16 protein-coding genes and 1 tRNA gene are annotated in these 18,247 nt (G+C 40.3%); 14 read left to right on the top strand and 3 right to left on the bottom strand.

Features of this window, described 5'->3' with window-relative positions:
* The gene (locus NOS7524_RS01775) at window positions 1-1,044 is read left to right on the top strand and encodes a 3-deoxy-7-phosphoheptulonate synthase (RefSeq protein ID WP_015136737.1); all 1,044 of its coding nucleotides are present in this window, start codon (window positions 1-3) and stop codon (window positions 1,042-1,044) included.
* A 77-nt stretch (window positions 1,045-1,121) separates the two neighbouring features.
* On the opposite strand, the gene NOS7524_RS01770 is transcribed toward NOS7524_RS01775, so the two are convergent.
* Window positions 1,122-3,032: an ATP-binding protein gene (locus tag NOS7524_RS01770; RefSeq protein ID WP_015136736.1), complete on the bottom strand. Its 1,911-nt coding sequence runs from the start codon at window positions 3,030-3,032 to the stop codon at window positions 1,122-1,124.
* Window positions 3,033-3,347: 315 nt separating this feature from the next.
* On the opposite strand from NOS7524_RS01770, the gene NOS7524_RS01765 reads away from it, so the two are divergent.
* Window positions 3,348-3,560, top strand: a complete 213-nt coding sequence (locus NOS7524_RS01765) for a hypothetical protein (RefSeq protein WP_015136735.1) — start codon at window positions 3,348-3,350, stop codon at window positions 3,558-3,560.
* 321 nt (window positions 3,561-3,881) lie between these two features.
* Complete coding sequence (locus tag NOS7524_RS01760) at window positions 3,882-4,769, top strand: cyanophycinase (RefSeq protein ID WP_015136734.1); 888 nt, start codon at window positions 3,882-3,884, stop codon at window positions 4,767-4,769.
* Between the two features lie 123 nt (window positions 4,770-4,892).
* Here NOS7524_RS01760 and NOS7524_RS29145 read toward each other — a convergent pair whose 3' ends face one another.
* Together NOS7524_RS29145 and NOS7524_RS01755 are read right to left on the bottom strand one after the other, a co-directional pair.
* Window positions 4,893-5,042, bottom strand: a complete 150-nt coding sequence (locus NOS7524_RS29145; RefSeq protein ID WP_235622386.1) for a hypothetical protein — start codon at window positions 5,040-5,042, stop codon at window positions 4,893-4,895.
* 167 nt (window positions 5,043-5,209) lie between these two features.
* Window positions 5,210-5,296 (bottom strand) — tRNA-Ser (locus tag NOS7524_RS01755).
* 105 nt (window positions 5,297-5,401) lie between these two features.
* Between NOS7524_RS01755 and NOS7524_RS01750 the strand changes: the two genes are divergently transcribed.
* From NOS7524_RS01750 to NOS7524_RS01700, 11 genes are all read left to right on the top strand, one after another.
* Window positions 5,402-5,770: a 2Fe-2S iron-sulfur cluster-binding protein gene (locus tag NOS7524_RS01750; RefSeq protein WP_015136733.1), complete on the top strand. Its 369-nt coding sequence runs from the start codon at window positions 5,402-5,404 to the stop codon at window positions 5,768-5,770.
* A 21-nt stretch (window positions 5,771-5,791) separates the two neighbouring features.
* On the top strand, window positions 5,792-6,493 hold the full coding sequence (locus NOS7524_RS01745) for a thermonuclease family protein (protein WP_015136732.1): 702 nt from the start codon (window positions 5,792-5,794) through the stop codon (window positions 6,491-6,493).
* A gap of 115 nt (window positions 6,494-6,608) precedes the next feature.
* On the top strand, window positions 6,609-7,421 hold the full coding sequence (locus NOS7524_RS01740; protein ID WP_015136731.1) for an inositol monophosphatase family protein: 813 nt from the start codon (window positions 6,609-6,611) through the stop codon (window positions 7,419-7,421).
* A 127-nt stretch (window positions 7,422-7,548) separates the two neighbouring features.
* Window positions 7,549-8,499: a J domain-containing protein gene (locus NOS7524_RS01735; protein ID WP_015136730.1), complete on the top strand. Its 951-nt coding sequence runs from the start codon at window positions 7,549-7,551 to the stop codon at window positions 8,497-8,499.
* On the top strand, window positions 8,499-9,710 hold the full coding sequence (locus NOS7524_RS01730; protein ID WP_015136729.1) for an ATP phosphoribosyltransferase regulatory subunit: 1,212 nt from the start codon (window positions 8,499-8,501) through the stop codon (window positions 9,708-9,710). Before NOS7524_RS01735 ends, NOS7524_RS01730 begins: the two co-directional genes overlap by 1 nt.
* 132 nt (window positions 9,711-9,842) lie before the next feature.
* Entirely contained in the window at window positions 9,843-10,067 is a 225-nt protein-coding gene (locus tag NOS7524_RS01725) for an indolepyruvate ferredoxin oxidoreductase subunit alpha (RefSeq protein ID WP_015136728.1), read from the top strand.
* 558 nt (window positions 10,068-10,625) lie between these two features.
* On the top strand, window positions 10,626-11,402 hold the full coding sequence (locus NOS7524_RS01720) for a PEP-CTERM sorting domain-containing protein (protein WP_015136727.1): 777 nt from the start codon (window positions 10,626-10,628) through the stop codon (window positions 11,400-11,402).
* A 1,275-nt stretch (window positions 11,403-12,677) separates the two neighbouring features.
* Window positions 12,678-14,111, top strand: coding sequence for a sugar transferase (locus tag NOS7524_RS01715; RefSeq protein ID WP_015136726.1), 1,434 nt, complete (start codon window positions 12,678-12,680; stop codon window positions 14,109-14,111).
* 228 nt (window positions 14,112-14,339) lie between these two features.
* Entirely contained in the window at window positions 14,340-15,407 is a 1,068-nt protein-coding gene (locus NOS7524_RS01710) for a glycosyltransferase family 2 protein (protein ID WP_015136725.1), read from the top strand.
* Window positions 15,382-16,686 (top strand): O-antigen ligase family protein, encoded by a 1,305-nt coding sequence (locus tag NOS7524_RS01705; protein WP_015136724.1) that lies wholly within the window; start codon window positions 15,382-15,384, stop codon window positions 16,684-16,686. Before NOS7524_RS01710 ends, NOS7524_RS01705 begins: the two co-directional genes overlap by 26 nt.
* Window positions 16,687-16,757: 71 nt before the next feature.
* Window positions 16,758-18,065, top strand: coding sequence for an oligosaccharide flippase family protein (locus tag NOS7524_RS01700; RefSeq protein ID WP_015136723.1), 1,308 nt, complete (start codon window positions 16,758-16,760; stop codon window positions 18,063-18,065).
* Window positions 18,066-18,247 lie beyond the last annotated feature (182 nt).

Below are 18,247 nucleotides of genomic sequence, written 5' to 3'. Positions count from 1 at the left end.
ATGCACAATAAATTAACCAACACAAATATTGAAAATTTTCACGTTTTATTAACTCCCAACGAAGTTAAATCAAAATTACCTTTAACAAAAACTGCTGAAAAAACTGTTGTTAAGTTCAGAAAAGAAATAGAACAAATTCTAGATTTTCAAGATAGAAGAAAATTTATAGTAGTTGGGCCATGTTCAATTCATGACCCGAAAGCAGCACTTGAATATGCTGAAAAATTGAAAGTTTTGGCTGGACGTGTTCAAGATAAGTTGCTGTTAATTATGCGGGTTTATTTTGAAAAACCGCGCACAACTGTAGGGTGGAAAGGCTTAATTAATGACCCGGACATGGATGATTCTTTCCATGTAGAGAAGGGATTATTAATTGCCAGAGATTTATTAATAAAAATTGCCGAGTTAGGTCTACCTAGCGCAACAGAAGCTTTAGATCCAATTATACCTCAGTATATTGGGGAATTAATTACTTGGTCTGCTATTGGTGCGCGGACAACTGAATCTCAAACTCACCGGGAAATGGCGAGTGGGCTATCGATGCCTGTAGGTTTTAAAAATGGTACTGATGGCAATATTAAAGTGGCTTTAAATGCCCTACAATCTGCGAGAACACCCCATAATTTCTTAGGCATTAATCCTAAAGGACAGGTAAGCGTATTTGAAACTAAAGGTAATGCTTATGGTCATGTGATTCTGCGCGGTGGTAATCAACCCAACTTTGATGCAGAGAGTGTCAGCTTGGTAGAAAAACAACTCAAGGATGCTAAGTTACCGCCCAGAATTGTCATTGACTGTAGTCATGGAAATACCAATAAAAACTACAAATTACAATCTGCTGTTCTGGAAAATGTTGTGCAACAAATTGGAGATGGCAATACATCAATAGTTGGGATGATGTTGGAATCACATTTATATGAAGGTAATCAACCAATTAACTGTCAACGAGAAGAACTAAAATATGGTGTTTCTGTGACTGATCCCTGTATTGGTTGGGAGGAAACAGAACAAGTTATTTTAGCAGCTTATGAACAACTGAAGTGAATGGGGAATGGGGCATAGGGCATTAGATTTTTATATTATGCCTAATGCCTAATACCTTTTTATTGCGGTAAAAAAAATTACAAAATTGTGCTGATTTCCTTCAAATAAACGTGGGAAAATGATTCATTTTCTCCCAATGAGTAGTCTTCAATTAACCCTTTGCGGCGAATCGAAATGTCGTTGTCTTTCTTAATAACTACTGTTGAACCATCCAATGTATCCCGCATCAGCATCATTTCTGTTTCACTAGGGTTATCTAGAACTACCATATTGCTGCCATAGTAAAACATACCTTCTGCTTCTAGGATATCTTCTGGATATTCAGCAATGAGTAAATCTAGTTTGGGATGACGTAACAACATTTGGAGATTGTTGTTGTATTCTTTGTGTAATACTTTAGGCGATCGCTGGATAAACACACCATCCCGACAAACCCCTCCTATAGTCCATTCGGGATGTTGTGACAGGATATGATCGATTGTGGCTTGTAGTTCCTGCACGGAAATCTTATTAAAGGTAATAATGGGAATTCTGGCATCTAAACCAGACTCAAAAAAGGTTTCCAAAATGTGGTTAGGGACATCGACACTATCACCCATAGCCGGGTTGAGGTGCATCAAAATTCCCGGTGCGGCGTTGATTTCCAAAATAGAAAAGGTACTTGTTTTCCATGACTCTGCGAGACTTTCTGCAATCACATCAATCCCAAGACAAGTCAGACGGAAGTGTTGGGCAATGTCTTGCGCCAAGATAATATTGTCATCGTGCATGGTGTGGGTGGCATTGATACTCATCCCTCCTGCTGAGAGATTGGCAACTTTTCGTAGATAAACCACTTCCCCCTCATCCAGCACACTTTTTAATGACAAACGCTGTGCTTCCAAATACATCTCCATCTCTTCATCGATATGAATTTTACTCATCGGTGAAGTGGGTGTATCTAAACGGGCGCTTTTGCGATTCTCTTGACGGATTAATTCAGCAATGCTTGAGTCACCATCACCCACAACTGATGCAGGTTGGCGTTCTGTCGCCGCCACAAATCTACCATTGACACACAGTAACCGAAAATCTTTGCCTGATATATTTTTTTCGACAATAATCCGCGTTGGTTCGTCTTCAGGAATTGCTGCTAATGCTCTATCATAGGCAGATTCTAGTTCCTCTACATTTTTGACATCTGGAGTAACACCAATGCCTTTATGACCAATTACAGGCTTAATGGCCACTGGATAGCCAATTTCTCTGGCTACTTGCCTGGCTTCTTTACAGGAAAACACGATTTCGCCCTTTGGTACTGGGAAGCCCAAGGTTTTTAAGAAAGCTTTACAGTCATCCTTGCGGGTAGTCAAGTCTGAATCTATGTGACTATCACAGTCAAAGGTGGTGGCTACACCCCGAACCTGTTTTTTTCCCCAACCATATTGCATTAGTCCTTCTTCCCAGAGATAAAAGAAAGGAATACCTTTTTCTTGGGCTGTTCGTAATAAGGCGTAAACCGTAGGGCCACCGTAGACAGATTTCCGGAATTGATCTTGTAAGGTCAAAAATTGATCTTCAAAGAGAAAGTCTTCATCTTGGGTAATGGCTTCAAACCAGTCCCAAACAAAGAAAACCACTGCTTTAGTTGTACGTGCGTGTAGTGTCTGGATAGCAATCCGTGCATAATCGGCATAGGGTTTGACACTCCAACGATTCAGATGTAAATCCATACCCACTTGTGACACTGCGGACACAGTTTGGGCAAAAAGATGGGCATAGGATTCATAGGTGTGATTTTTGAGATGGGGATAGCGATCGCCTACACTGGCAATATAAGCCTCCATAGGTAGTGGCTTTTTATCTACCACTAGGGCAAAATCAAATACTAATGCCGCTACATCCAAACCAGGGTTAGACCCAACGTAATGTCGAAAATTAAAAATATCAAATACATCAGTCTTCCTGGCATTAATACGGACTAGATCGGTGCTTGTTTCCTGAATCATTGATGTTTAACCTTTGGCTAACTACCCTTAAATCTAATCTTTAATACAGCTAATTAGTTTTACTAATTTTAAATGGATGGTCTTGATTCCTAGGTTAATAATAAATTTCCATTGGTATGAACAGTTTATACTTAACCTCATCTTTAGGCATTTTCAACTATCCCAAGACATAATTTAATTTTGTTTATCCCTAAAGATGAAAATTGGTTGAAATATATTTAATTTATGATCAATAAAAAATATAACCGTTGGTAGGTGTAAGACATCTGCAAAATTTATATAAATAAAAGAATGGGTTCAGGAGACACTGAATGTATGAATAGTACACAAGCTACTCTCAGAGATGAAGTCAGACAACTTGCAGAAGAAGCGTTTCACCTCAAGCTGATTTCTGGGTATGGAGATGGGGCGGATGTCAATGAATACCAAATTGTCTATCAAGGCAAACCCAGACATCTTCCACTAGAACAAGCACGTTTTTTCTTAATTAACCTCATCTACAGAAATCAGATTCATTCACTGGGTTAAGTTAAAGAATTACTGAAAAAATTTAATACTCTTGAACACGCTTTTATTTGAGCAGTGGCTTTTGTAATAGGTGATTTTTTATAAATTGTCTGTTGCAATATTTTTATATTAATTATTAGTTTGGCAAGTTTTCTTTGTTTGTTTTAATGTATAACATCTTCCAAATAGTTGTTTATCACCTGTACTTTTAGATATATTTTAGATGGATTGTTAATAAAAAATTTTGTATCTTTTTTATCTATCAAGGGAATGATTCTATATTTAAAAATGTCATGTTTTATTTAAATTGATAATGAATTAACTAATGTTAGGAAACATAATATGACTGCAAGTGAAAGCAAACGACAGTTAGTAATTATTGGGGGAGCTGAGGACAAAGACGGAGACTCCCAAATATTACGGGAGTTCGTGCGACGCGCTGGGGGTATAAAGGCAAGGATTGTTATTATGACAGCGGCCACAGAACTACCAAGAGATGTGGGAGACAATTACATCAGGGTATTTGAGCGATTGGGCGCAGAAAATGTGCGGATAGTAGATACAGAAACCCGTGAGGACGCATCTTCATCCACAGCACTAGAAGCGATCGCCAAAGCAACTGGTATATTTTTTACAGGAGGGGATCAGTCCCGCATTACCGACATTCTCAAAGATACAGAAATTGATAGAGCCATTCACCAACGCTATGCTGAAGGCGCAGTAGTTGGGGGTACAAGTGCAGGGGCGGCTGTGATGCCAGATAAAATGATTGTAGAAGGCGACTCAGAAACCAATCCTCGTCCAGAAATTGTAGACATGGGGCCAGGGTTAGCTTTTCTTAGTGGGGTAGTCATCGACCAACATTTTTCTGAACGCGGACGCTTGGGACGGTTAATTACAGCGTTAATTCGAGAACCAGCCGTATTAGGATTTGGCATTGACGAAAATACAGCTATGGTGGTAACTGATAACCAAATTGAAATTATTGGTGCAGGTTCAGTTACAGTTGTGGATGACTCAGAAGCCACATACAACAATTTAGATGAAATTTTACGAGATGAACCATTAGCAGTGTGTGGCGCAAAACTGCATATTCTCCCCCACGGTTTTAAATTTGACTTAAAAACTCGTAAGCCCATTCTCAACAATGGTGCTACCCCAAGTGTTTCTGTACCCGTTGGTTCAATGACAGGGAACGGGCAACAGGGAACGGGCAACAGGGAAAACTAAGCCACCCACTTTCTTGTGGGGTTTCTACCTGCCTTCTCTACGTTCCCTGCGGGACGCTTACGCATAGCTTGTTTCCCCGCAGGGTACGCGTAGCGTGTCGTAGAGAAGGGGCTTGGTAAATATTTAAATTTGCGGGCGTAACATTTCTTTAACTGTTATTAAACACTCAGGAAAAGCCAGAGGCGAAATTGTCGCTTCCTCTAAGAGAATCATTTCACTCTGATAACCTGTTTGACTGGGTAAGCGATAAACATAAAGCTTCCGTCCAATCACATCTAACACCCAGTAATTAGGGTCTTATCCCTATTGTAATGAGGTGGAAATCACGTTTTTAGTGCGATCTCCAAATGCTTCAATAAGAAAAACTTATTCAACCCAGACTTAAACCATTTAGCTACTATTTCTAGCTAGCCAGAACGGTGAATATTATTAAGTAGTAACGGAGAGGGAGGGATTCGAACCCTCGTTGAAGTTGCCCCCAAACAGCATTTCCAGTGCTGCGCCTTCAACCACTCGGCCACCTCTCCAGGTGTCACGATTTACGATTGTAATATGAAATCCCAGAAAATGCAAAGATAAAGAAGAAGATTTTTTTAGCTTTAACTCTGAACGTTCCAAAACCCATATCTAAGATGTCCGACACATACACAATTAAAGTACGCGATCGCGCCACTGGCGAAGAATACACCCTACAAGTACCCGATGACCGCTACATCCTCCACTCTGCCGAACAACAAGGGGTAGAATTGCCATTTTCCTGTCGTAATGGAGCTTGTACCACTTGTGCTGTGCGGGTAGTATCGGGGGAAATTTATCAACCGGAGGCGGTAGGCTTATCACTAGAACTGCGTCGCCAAGGTTACGCTTTGTTGTGCGTGAGTTATGCTCGTTCTGACTTAGAAGTAGAAACCCAAGACGAAGATGAAGTCTATGAACTCCAGTTTGGGCGCTACTTTGCTAAAGGACGAGTTAAGGCAGGTTTGCCATTAGATGAAGATTAGTAGCGATTTGAGGATGAGGGGATGAGGAAGCAGGGGAGCAGAGGAAGCAGGGGAGCAGAGGAGCAGGGGAGCAGGGAGCGGGCTTCCTCTGTGAGCGTCAGCCGAACGGGAGAAATAGAAAAAGTCCCAGTCCCCAATCCCCAATCCCCAATCCCCAGTCCCCAGTCCCCAGTCCCCACTCCCCACTCCCTCAAAAACTGGTTGCAAAAAATCGCCCTCATCGCCTGCTTACTGTTGCTGGTGAGTTGTCAAGGCAAAAATTCATCAGTCAGTAATCAAGTGGAGGTGAGGGTGGCGCGGGTTGTAAGTGGCCAGACTTTGGAAGTTGTGGGGATGGCTGAACAACCCAACTTAATTTCCCAGGTGCGGTTGGTGGGTGTGGATGCGCCAGACTTACGTCAGTATCCTTGGGGGGAGCAGTCTAAGGAACTTTTAGAGAAATTAGTGGGCGATTTAACAAAACCTGTCAAGCTGGAGTTTGATATTGAAGCGAAAGATAAAATTGGTCGAACTTTAGCTTACGTATGGAAAGATAACCAGTTGTTAAACGAACAGGTGATCAAACAAGGGTATGCTTTGTTTGTAGAGCGATCGCCTAATCAAAAACACAATCAACGTCTAGAACGCGCTCAACAATGGGCGAGAATCATGGGCAAAGGAATCTGGAACCCAGAAAAACCCATGCGTCAGACTCCGGCTGAGTTTCGTCGCCTGAATCGGTAGGATTGGGGATTGGGGACTGGGGACTGGGGATTGGGGATTGGGAAAGCAGGGGGAGCAGGGGAGCAGAGGAGCAGGGGAGAATAACTATTGCCTATTAACTATTGCCTATTAACTAATGACTAACCTCCAAATTTTTCTCGATATTGCAACAGAAGCTGCGCTGGCTGCGGGTGCGGTTTTACAAGGGTACTTGGGTAAGTTAGAAGATACTATTACTGAAAAAGGCCGTCCTGGTGATTTAGTTACCGCCGCCGATAAAGCCTCAGAAGCCGTAATTTTAGAGATTTTGCATCGCCATTTTCCTGAACATTCCATCTTGGCGGAAGAATCGGGGAAAATTGGGAATCAAGATCATCAATATCTCTGGGCGATAGATCCTCTAGATGGTACAACTAACTACGCTCACCAATACCCAGCTTTTTGTGTTTCTATTGGCTTGCTGATTAATGGTGAGCCGCAAGTGGGAGTGATTTATGATCCCGCTCACAATGAACTGTTCCGGGCGGCGGCTGGTTTGGGTGCTACACGTAACCGTCGTCCTATCCGTGTTTCTGAAACGTCGGAATTGAGTAAAAGCTTATTGGTGACAGGATTTGCTTACGATCGCCGCGAAACTTCCGATAATAATTATGCCGAATTTTGTCACCTTACCCATCTTACCCAAGGCGTGCGGCGTAGCGGTTCCGCAGCTTTGGATTTAGCCTCTGTCGCCTGTGGGCGAGTTGACGGTTATTGGGAACGGGGCATATCTCCTTGGGATGTTGTGGCTGGTGTAATTTTATTACACGAAGCAGGTGGTAAAGTTACTGCCTATGATGGTACACCATTAAAAATTGCCTCTGGGCGAATTCTCGCAACTAATGGTTATCTTCATGACAACCTCAGTCGAGCGTTAATGCAAGTCCCACCTCTGTCAGCTTGGCAATAAATACATACAACATAGATCAATAACAATTCACCAAAGGGAACAATAATCACAGGGTAATACTGCGCTTACTCGGATTAGCGAAGTAAACTGGAAAAAATCTCACGCCTCCTTTGGTGCAAACTGCTATATGTCTTTAAGATTAGAGCTTGGGTTATTTAAATATGACTTCATCGACCATCACGCTATATTGTGTGCGCCTGTTGATGCGGATGTCAAAGAAATTCGTAAACGATATCTGAAAATCGCTCGTCATTTGCACCCCGATAGCAGCACGATTCATTCTGACACAGAGAAGAAGCTAGCTGGCGAATTACTATCTAAGTTAGTTAATCCCGCTTACGAAACACTGTCAGTAGAACGGACTCGTTCGGAATATATTATAATTCTCTCGCAAATGGGTAAACGTCTGGTGCAGGAATCGGTTTCAGTAGAACTAAGTACCGATTTAGCTAAACAGCTAGCAGCAGCTGGCAATATTGATCATGTTTATAAAAGTGCGATCGCTAAAATCGCTGAAACTCAATACAATAACTTACAGCAGGTCATCCCCATTATTGCCCAAATTAGTGAATTAAATTTGGTTTACTTAATGCGGAGTGCTGGTAAAGCTTTATCATCGCCGCCACCAGCCGTTAAACCTACAAACTCCACGCCACCCCAGCCAAATACTGCCGCCGCACCCCCAGCGCCACCAGCACCACCTAAAGAAGATGCAACTATTGAACAGTATCTGCGCCGCGCCCAAAGTTTGATTGACAAAAACCAATTTGCACCAGCTAAGGTAGAGCTACAAGATGCACTGAAGATAGCACCAAAGAGTAGCCGTTGTCATAGTCTGCTGGGATTTGTCTATTTGAAGCAAAATCAGCTGAAGATGGCGAAGATTCACTTTGATAATTCTTTAAAATTAGACCCCAATGATCAAACAGCGTTGACATGGAAACCTAAAATAGATAAGGCTTTAGGAATACAATCTAGTAATTCTAATGTCAATGCACCTCCTAATTCTGGTCATAAACAACCAGATAAATCTGGAGGTGGTTTGTTTGGTGGTTTGTTTGGTGGGAAGAAAAAATAATGGTGTATCAACCAGCCGCAGGAGCGAGGGATTTATTGCCTCTAGATGTGGCTCAAAAACGCTGGATTGAAGATAGGCTACAGCAGGTGTTTCACCGTTGGGGATATCACCGGATTATTACCTCAACGCTGGAACGGATGGATACCTTGATGGCAGGGGAAGCAATTCAACGCCAAATGGTGATTCAACTGCAAAATGCTGACGATGAAGAATTAGGCTTACGTCCAGAATTGACAGCTTCTATTGCTCGTGCTGTCGTCACCCGGATGGCGTGTACTACCTATCCGCAACGCCTATACTACAATGCCAACGTTTTCCGTCGCATCTGGGAAAACAGACACAATCGCCAGCAAGAATTTTATCAAGCTGGGGTGGAGTTGTTAGGTGTCGGCGGATTGCTAGCTAATGCTGAAGTATTGCTATTGGTAAGTAATTGCTTGGCGGCGTTAGATTTACAGGACTGGCATTTAATTTTAGGCGAAGCAGGAATCACACGATCGCTCTTAAATGCTTTTCCAGAAAATTTACGGGCGAAAGTTCGTAGTGCGATCGCTCACCTAGACCGGATTACTATAGATACTCTACCCTTAAGTGAGGAACTGTGCGATCGCGCCAGAATCATGCTAGATTTGCGCGGTAATAGTGCTGATGTCTTAGAAAAAGTCAGCAGTCTCGGTTTAGATGCAGACCAACAAGAGGCAGTTAATCACCTGAAATCTCTGGTAGAGTTATTAGAATCAGAAGGGGAATTCCCGATTATTCTCGACCTCAGTTTGATTCAAACTATAGATTACTATACCGGCATCGTCTTTGAAATTGTCAGCAGTAGCGAATCCCAAGCACGGGTATTAGGACGAGGTGGACGTTACGACAAGCTTTTGGGACTGTATCACCCCCAAGGTGAAGATATCCCTGGTATTGGCTTTGTCCTCAATATTGAAGACTTGTATCAAGTTTTATTGTCTACTCAGCAATTACCACAGGAAACCCCGGCTAGCAACTGGTTAGTAGTCCCAGAAACACCAATTGCTCAGGCTGCGGCCTTTGCCTACGCCCAAAAACTGCGAGATTCCACCCATTTAGTCCGTGTAGAAATGGACTTAGGTGGCAAAGATGCCGCCGGAGTAAGAGAATACGCACGCGATCGCAGTATAGCCCAAATCGCCTGGATCAAAGCCGACGGCTCGCCAACAATTGAGACACTACGTTAGTGGGTGGGAGTAAGGATTAGGAAAGGGAGAATACTATATGAAATTCTTCCCCAATCCCTAGTCCCCAGTCCCCAGTACCCAATGCCCTGCTAGGCTAGAAAAAGCTGACTAAAAAGAGAGGGAATCGAGAAAATGCCACACACTATTGTTACTAATGTCTGTGAAGGTGTCGCCGACTGCGTAGATGCTTGTCCAGTTGCTTGTATTCATGAAGGCCCTGGTAAAAATGTTAAGGGTACGGATTGGTACTGGATTGATTTTGCTACTTGTATTGACTGTGGCATCTGTATTCAAGTATGCCCTGTAGCTGATGCGATCGTTCCAGAAGAAAGACCCGATTTACAAAAAACTCCTTAATCTCAAGAATACAATAGACATCTCCAAACAAGAATGTAGAGACGAGAATCCCTACACATGGAACGTCTCTACAAGGTTTCTGGAAAACGCATATTTAATTTCTGGAGATGTCTATTGATTAAACAGGCATTGGAAACACTTTCAAGTTGCCTGTTTTTTTGTGTATGTAGCAGAAGGCAATAGGCAATAGTAAAATCGATGCCATGAATGAGTTTGAGCTTTTAATCATGTCCTAATCGCCTTGTCTACAGCTATAGATTAGGACATCAAGCAATCATAAAACCTTTACAATAAAAGCCTTTCAAGTCTTTCACCTGCCACCTATCACCTGTCACCTGTCACCTATCACCTGTCACCTGCCACCTGTCACCTATCACCTGTCCCCTGCTATAAATGCTTAGTTTATTCACACAAATATAAAATTTCTATGAAAAACTGGTAAATTTATTGTATGTATTGAAAAATTATCTAGTTACTTGTCGTCAGTATTACTTAGGCTGTTCATATCACAAAATTAGTTTTCATCCGTGCATAACTAAAACATAATGTTCAGAACACATGAAAAGGCTGAGTATTTTACATAGTTTTCAATTTGTAGCGTTGAGTTTATTGAGTGCGGCAATTAGCTTGATACTAGCACCCAGTACCAAAGCTGCCACTTTAAAGACAATTGATCTGACAGCATTACCAGGATTCATTAATGTCAATAATATTAATGGCTTTGGTAGTGCTGTTTATCGGGCAAATCTTGCAGATATTGGCGATAACTACGATATTACTTCCATCATCATCACTGATATTGTAGGATTATCCGGTGGTTCTCCTGGTAAGTTCACTGGTTTTGATTTAGACGCTATCAAGCTTAGTGATCAACAGATTGACAAGGCGGAGGATATTCTAGGCTCCAACATAGTTTGGCTAGACGTATTTGATTTTACTCCAGCCAGCACTATTTTCACTGCTGGAACTCAACGTGATACGACTAATCCAGCTTTTGTAGGTGCATTATTTGGTACGAATGGGCAGGATATTGATAACAATGTTGCCACACTAGACAAATTTGATGCCGTTGCCATAGCTGATCAAAGAGCAAATGGATTTGTCAGTTTAGGCGATGACGGTAAAGTTGTCTTTCAACTCAAAAATCCTGTTTCAACAGCTATTCCACTATATCTTTACATTACAGAAGTCGGTGGTAATGGTGAGAAAGCCAAGGGTGAAATTATTGCTGTAGTTCAAAAAGTTAATATTCCAGAACCCACTAGCTTGGCGGCTCTATCTTTAATGGGAGTCTATTTAACAACAAGCATTAAGAAAAAAAAGAAACCTATATAAATTGTGTAATTTTTTTCACTTAGGGACTTCCAGATAAAAAATATTCAAAATGTAGGGTGCGTCAGTGCAAGAAAACCCAGATGTACTAAGAAATTATTCATACTGATGCACTAATCGTCAATTTGGAATAATTTATTTTTTGGTGTTCCCTGATCGGAAAACATAGGTATCATACCTATGTTTTTAGTCTCAAATTTGCAAAATTTTTAACAGTTTTAATTTATCCCCAATCACAATAGGGTTAGTTTAAATGTCTTCTTTCAATAGATGAGATAGAAAGTTGGAATTGAATTTGTTGTAAATAATGCAACAGACATAATTATCAGATACTGAAATGTATCATTACCAAAAATTGGGAATTGAAGTTAATTTTATTGCCAGTATTTTAGAGACATAATTATTAGATACTGTCAGATTTTATAGTTAGTAATTTGAAATTTTTATTTCTAATTTATGAGATGTATGTTGCATAGAACTTGTCAACAATTAAATTTGGTGAGAAAAAATAAATAGCATCCCATTTCAGCAGAAACATTTAAATCGCAAGTAAACTATTCAGGTAAGCATAACGCTTTAATAGCGCCTGATTGATACTTTTAGCTTGCCATTTGTTCTAGAGATTTTAATTACGTCTCTAATCTGCTTAATGCCTGAATCGGCTGTAACACCAGCAATGAAACTAGAACTAGCTCTTTCAATGAGGGAAGAAAATCAAACTAAACCTGATTAGATAACAATATTTTCTTCCTGATGTCTCTTTTCGGGTTTGCAGTTACCTGCGGAGAGTTTTTCTCCAGCAGCACTGCCTCACCATATCCTTTCTGCTAGAAAATATTTTTTACAAAATAAAAATCAGTAGCAACGTCCCCAGGATGTGGAGGCTACTCTTTGAGAATACCTAAAAGCGAACCTCAAAACAATCATTTTTCAATAGAGATACGAATAATAATCTATTTCTAGTTCGTGACATATTGAGGTATTAGGTATCGGTAATTAACATCATTAATCGATGATTCATTTTGAGCCAGACAAAGCTTCATAATAACTTTATCGCAGGCTCACATTTTGTAGTTTCACCAAGAAAATATTGTTTTATTTTTCTAAGTAAATATACTTTCTTGCCATTCACAAGTACATTTACTAATTGGAAAAATCAGATTGAAGATTCTGTAGATAAGATTTATCCAGTACATAGCTAAATGAAAAATCTATAGGACTCCTATTTGATTTCGGATTGCTATACCACAGTCAAACAATTAATCGATATTGACATTTATGACTAATCCAACCCTGACAACTAATAAATTGAATAAAGCTCCTATAGATTTACGCGCTCCTGAATTTTTTCAGGTACGGAAAGGAGCATGGCGATTAATCACACTAATTTTCATCGACTATACCCTTTTATTTCTTGCTTGGTTATTAGCTGTAAATTACGCTAATCAGGTAGATAATTATGGGTACTCAATTAATAATTATCTACCTATTTTCATAGCAATTGGCATTCAAATAGTAGCACTCGCACTTCAGGGTATATATAAAAGAGGACAAAAATTGCATGAGTATTTTAATATCATTAAAGCCCTGACAGTAGCTCATGGCTTAATAGCATTTATTGTTTTTTTATATGCACCAATTATAGAGCCAATTCGCCTGCAACTACTTTGGTCTTGGGTGATGAGTATTGCTTTCATCAGCACCAGCAAATTAGCAATCAACATGACTCTTGAATATTTGCGTAAACAAAAAATATTTGGTCATCATGCAGTTTTTGTGATTTGTGACTCTGATGAAAATGAGAAAGCTGTTAGCAGCATTAGACAAGAAAAATCTTACCTCATTCGTGGTATTGCTGATTCTAAAGCATTAGATAGAAATAATCGTGAAGTTACTTTAGCAAAACTCAAGGAACTAGACGTAACAGAAGTATTTCTTTCCTGGAATGCCATCAAGAATAGAATGTTTGTCTGCTGGCAATTTCAAGCATCAGGAATCACAGTACATATTTTACCAATGGAATTAAAGCCAATTGATAGAGATTTAGAATTTACTAAAGTAGGAGGAATGAATTGTTTAACTTTTTCTTGTCCACTCATTCTAGGTAAAGACTTTTTGATCAAACGCATTTTTGATATTGCTGCCACTACTATATTTTTGATTTTTTCATTTCCCATATATATAGCGATCGCTATAGCAATTAAACTTGATTCCCCCGGTCCCATCTTCTTCAAGCAGACTCGTGTAGGGTTACATGGCAAATCCTTTAAAGTATGGAAATTCCGTACCATGCGGGCTGATGCTGAAAAGCTCCAAAAAGAATTAGAAGCCTTCAATGAAACTAAAGATGGTATCCTCTTTAAAATCAAAGATGACCCTCGTGTGACTCGTGTAGGCAAATTTCTTCGTCGTTATAGCCTCGATGAATTACCACAACTTTTCAACGTATTACTAGGTGAAATGAGCCTGATTGGCCCTCGTCCTCTACCCATTAGAGACGTAGATAAATTTTCCGAACATCATTTTATTCGCCATGAAGTTTTACCTGGCATTACAGGTCTTTGGCAAGTTTCAGGACGCTCTAAAATTGTAGACTTTGAAAAAGTCATCACTTTGGATCTTAGCTACATTGAAAATTGGTCACTGCGATTAGATTTTGAAATCTTACTCAAAACAATTCAAGTAGTGTTAACCAAAGATGGTGCCTACTAATAGCATTTCATTTGAATGCCGATAGAAATATATATGACTCCCATTTGATTTTTGAAAAACTTCAGTAGGAGCAGGTTTAAAACTATCATCCACTATTAATCATGATATTGTTGAACCTGCCCCTACTCATACAGTTTTTTTCTCTTTCCTACTCCCCACCTACACAAGTAATTTGGCTACGCCACGTTACACGAACAAAAACCAAAGCGAACACTATAACTATTACCCATGAAATTAGTTTCTGTGATTATCCCGCTTTACAAGGCTGAAAAATATATTGCCACAACTTTACAATCTGTTCTCGAACAAACCTATTCCAACTTTGAACTGCTGATTATTGATGATGGTTCTCCTGATAAAAGTCTAGAAATTTGCCAACAATTTACCGACTCTAGAATTAAAATCATTCGTCAAGTTAATCGAGGCCCAGCAGCAGCTAGAAATACGGGACTTCGCCAAGCCCAAGGTCAATATATTGCTTTTCTCGATGCTGATGATATTTGGCACCCCACAAAGTTAGAAAAACACGTCAATCATTTGGAGAAATTTCCTAATGTGGGAGTTAGTTATAGTTATGTAGCTTTCATTAATGGCGAAGGAAAACCCCTAGGTCTTTATCAGCTACCTAAGACACAAAATATTACTCCTCCCCATATACTTTTGCGTGATCCAATTGGCAGTGGCTCCAATTTAGTTGCCCGTCGAGAAGTTTTTGAAGCCATTAAATTTCAAGACAATCTTGATGGTACTGTAGAAGACTTTTATTTCGATGAAGAACGGCATTTGCAAGAAGATACTGAATGTTGGTTACGGATTGCCCTCAAATCTGATCTGAAATTTGCAGGAATACCTGAAGTCTTGATGCAGTATCGGATGCACTCAGAAGGAGGTTCACATCAGTTTCTCAAGAAGGCTCAATCATGGGAAAGGCTGTTAGAAAAAATTAAAACTTATGCGCCAGACTTAATGATGCAATGGGAAAGAGCCGCAAAAGCCTATCAGCTAACAGCCATAGCCCGGAGAGCAATTAATCAGGGTGCAGGATCAATAGCAGTAGAACTCAACCATCGAGCCTTAGCCGCCTACTGGCGCATTCTCCTAGAAGAACCGCGCCGCACCCTATTAACCCTAGTTGCTGCCTACTTACTGTTTCTGCTACCACAACCTATATACAGACAATTGCAGACATGGGCTTTTGCGATCGCCTCAGCCATTCAAAAACACCACCTTGTAGCGGCTAAATCCACTGTTCCCCTTCTCGGAGGAGCCAATGAGAAAAGCTATAGTATGGGCTGAACAAGCCTTCACAATTGTTTCCTTATTACTTTATTCCGGGGGGCCACTAACGCTAATTCTAACGGGTGGTGCTAGTGAAGGCGAAGCACACGTAGGAGTTCCGACTGAGTTCCCCCAAATTCAGATCCTATTTTTATTAAATTATTTGGCGATCGCTTTCCTCCTAGTGGCGCGTTGGAAAAAGGCAATTTATGTCTTGAGTAAAGACCGATTTATTTGGACATTAGTAGGGATTGCCGTAGTTTCTATGCTGTGGTCTTTTAATCCGACAGTCACCCAAAACCGCAGCATTGCCTTGGTAGGAACAAGTTTATTTGGATTTTATCTAGCTTCTCGATACAGCATTAAAGAGCAGCTGAAGTTACTCATGTGGACTTTGAGTATCGTACTTCTGTTGAGCCTGTTATTTGCCATAGCTTTACCCAAGTACGGCATCATGGGTGGTATTCATGCAGGTGCTTGGCGGGGAATTTATGTCCACAAAAATGTTTTCGGCAAAATTATGGTACTTAGTACCTTAATCTTTTGGTTCCAGGTTACAGATAGTAAACAAAAGAGTTGGTTTTTATGGCTTTGTTTAGGCTTATCAGTTTGCTTCTCACTCCTAGCTAAATCAACAGGATCTCTCATCAACTTAGTCACCTTGTTCACACTCATCCCCATATACCAAATCTTCCGGTGGCGTTATCACGTAATGATTCCAGCTGTAATTGCTATTCTCATCGTTAGTAGTAGTTTATCCCTGTGGATAACTTCTAATGCCGCCACTCTACTAGGACTGTTAGGAAAAGATCCCACCCTGACTGGGCGTACAGATATGTGGCCTTATATGGTGGATATGATTGAAAAACAGCCTTGGTTGGGTTATGGATACAGTGGATTCTGGCAAGGTTGGGATAGTCCGTCCGCCTATGTTTGGCGTGCAGCAATGTGGATGCCTCCCAATGCCCATAATGGTCTTTTGGATCTCTGGCTCGATTTAGGTTTATTAGGAGTCTGCGTATTTCTGCTCGGATTTGGCACAATCATTCTCAAAAGTCTAGCTTGGTTACGTATAACCAAATCCTCAGAGGGTTTATGGCCATTGTTGTTCCTCACATATATGTTCTTAGCCAATCTCAGCGAAAGTTCACTGATGATCCGTAACGATATTTTTTGGGTGCTATACGTGGCAGTAGCATTTTCATCACTATTACTGCCTAAAACCACAGCAACAGTAAGGGACTTCCAGATCAAACAATATCCAAAATGTAGGGTGCATCAGTGCGAGAAAACCTAGCTGTACCAAGAAATTATTCATACTGACGCACCCTACTAATCGTCATAATCAGCAATTATTTTTCACCAACAATGCAATTAACCTTTGTCAAGTCTCAATTAGCTCGTCTAATGCAGAGATCCATCGTGCAGGCTACCTTTTGGCTGCTAATTGCTAGATTACTGCGTTTAGTGATGCAAGCCGCCTATTTTGTGATTGTTGCCCGTACACTTGGTTCTGAACAGTATGGCGCTTTTATCAGCGTGACTGCATTAGTAGCAATTTTCTCTCCCTTTGTCAGTTGGGGTGGTGGCGATATTCTCATTAAACACGTATCCAGACATAGATGTTTATTTAACGAATGTTGGGGCAATGCCCTCTTACTAATTTTAGGTTCTGGCTTAATATCCCTAGTGTTAGTGCTATTAGCCGCATTAATAATTTTACCCCCCACTGTTTCACCAATATTAGTCTTATTAATTGCTTTATCTGATTTAATCTTTTTAAGAATTTTGGACACCACAGCCAAGGCTTTTATCGCCGTAGATATGCCCAAAATTTCGGCTCAAATTAACATCATTGCCGCCTTAAAAAGCTTAATTGCAGCCCTCTGTTTAATTAGCTGGTTTGATAAACCAGGCATACTCATCTGGGCTAGTTTATATTGTTTCAGTACAATGGTTGCTGCCTTAATCGGATTTCTCTTAGTACATCTAATTATTGGCGCTCCCAAAATCTCACTACCTCGACTCAAATCAGAGTTAAAAGATGGTTTTTTATTTTCTATTAGCTTATCTGCTCATACAATTTACAACGACATCGATAAAACCATGCTAGCCCGTCTCTCATCTTTAGAGGCTACAGGTATATATGCAGCCTCCTACCGCTTAATCGATGTCACATTTGTACCGATCGCAGCTCTAGCAACCGCCGCTTATGTCAAGTTTTTTAAGCAAGGATTAGTCGGACTTAGAGGTACTCTCCAGCTAGCCAAAAGTCTCTCTCAGACTGTATGTATTTACGGCATTACCGCTAGTATTGGTTTATTAATTCTCGCACCGATTGTACCGTATATTTTAGGTGACGAATATGTCAATGTAGTAGAAAATTTACGCTGGCTCTCACCGATCATCTTGCTTAGGTCGATACAGTATTTGGGAGCAGATGCACTCACCGGAGCGGGTTTTCAGCAAATACGGAGTATTATCCAAATCGGTGTCGCCCTATTCAATGTCTTGATCAATTTTTGGTTGATTCCCCAACATTCATGGAGAGGAGCAGCATGGTCGAGTTTAATGTCTGATACCTTACTGATGTTAAGTATATGGTTATTTATTTTATTTATTTGTGGTTATCTAAATACAAGCAATAAAAAATGTTTAGATAATCTTCATAAATAAAATTGCTTGACCATTGACAATCAGAACCAATACATCATAAATACTATTGCAAGCAATTAAATAATGTTGCTGAAGTATGGGACAAATTTTGATGTCTTAGAATTTCAAATTACTTGTACTCTGTGCATTAGCGTAGCCCAATAAATCATCTCGCAATTATGCAACAAAAAATAATTTAGTGA

Origin of the sequence: Nostoc sp. PCC 7524 (assembly GCF_000316645.1) — a bacterium.
Lineage (GTDB): Bacteria > Cyanobacteriota > Cyanobacteriia > Cyanobacteriales > Nostocaceae > Trichormus.
Note: the sequence above shows the minus strand (reverse complement) of the source record. Positions and strands in the feature narration are given on the sequence as shown.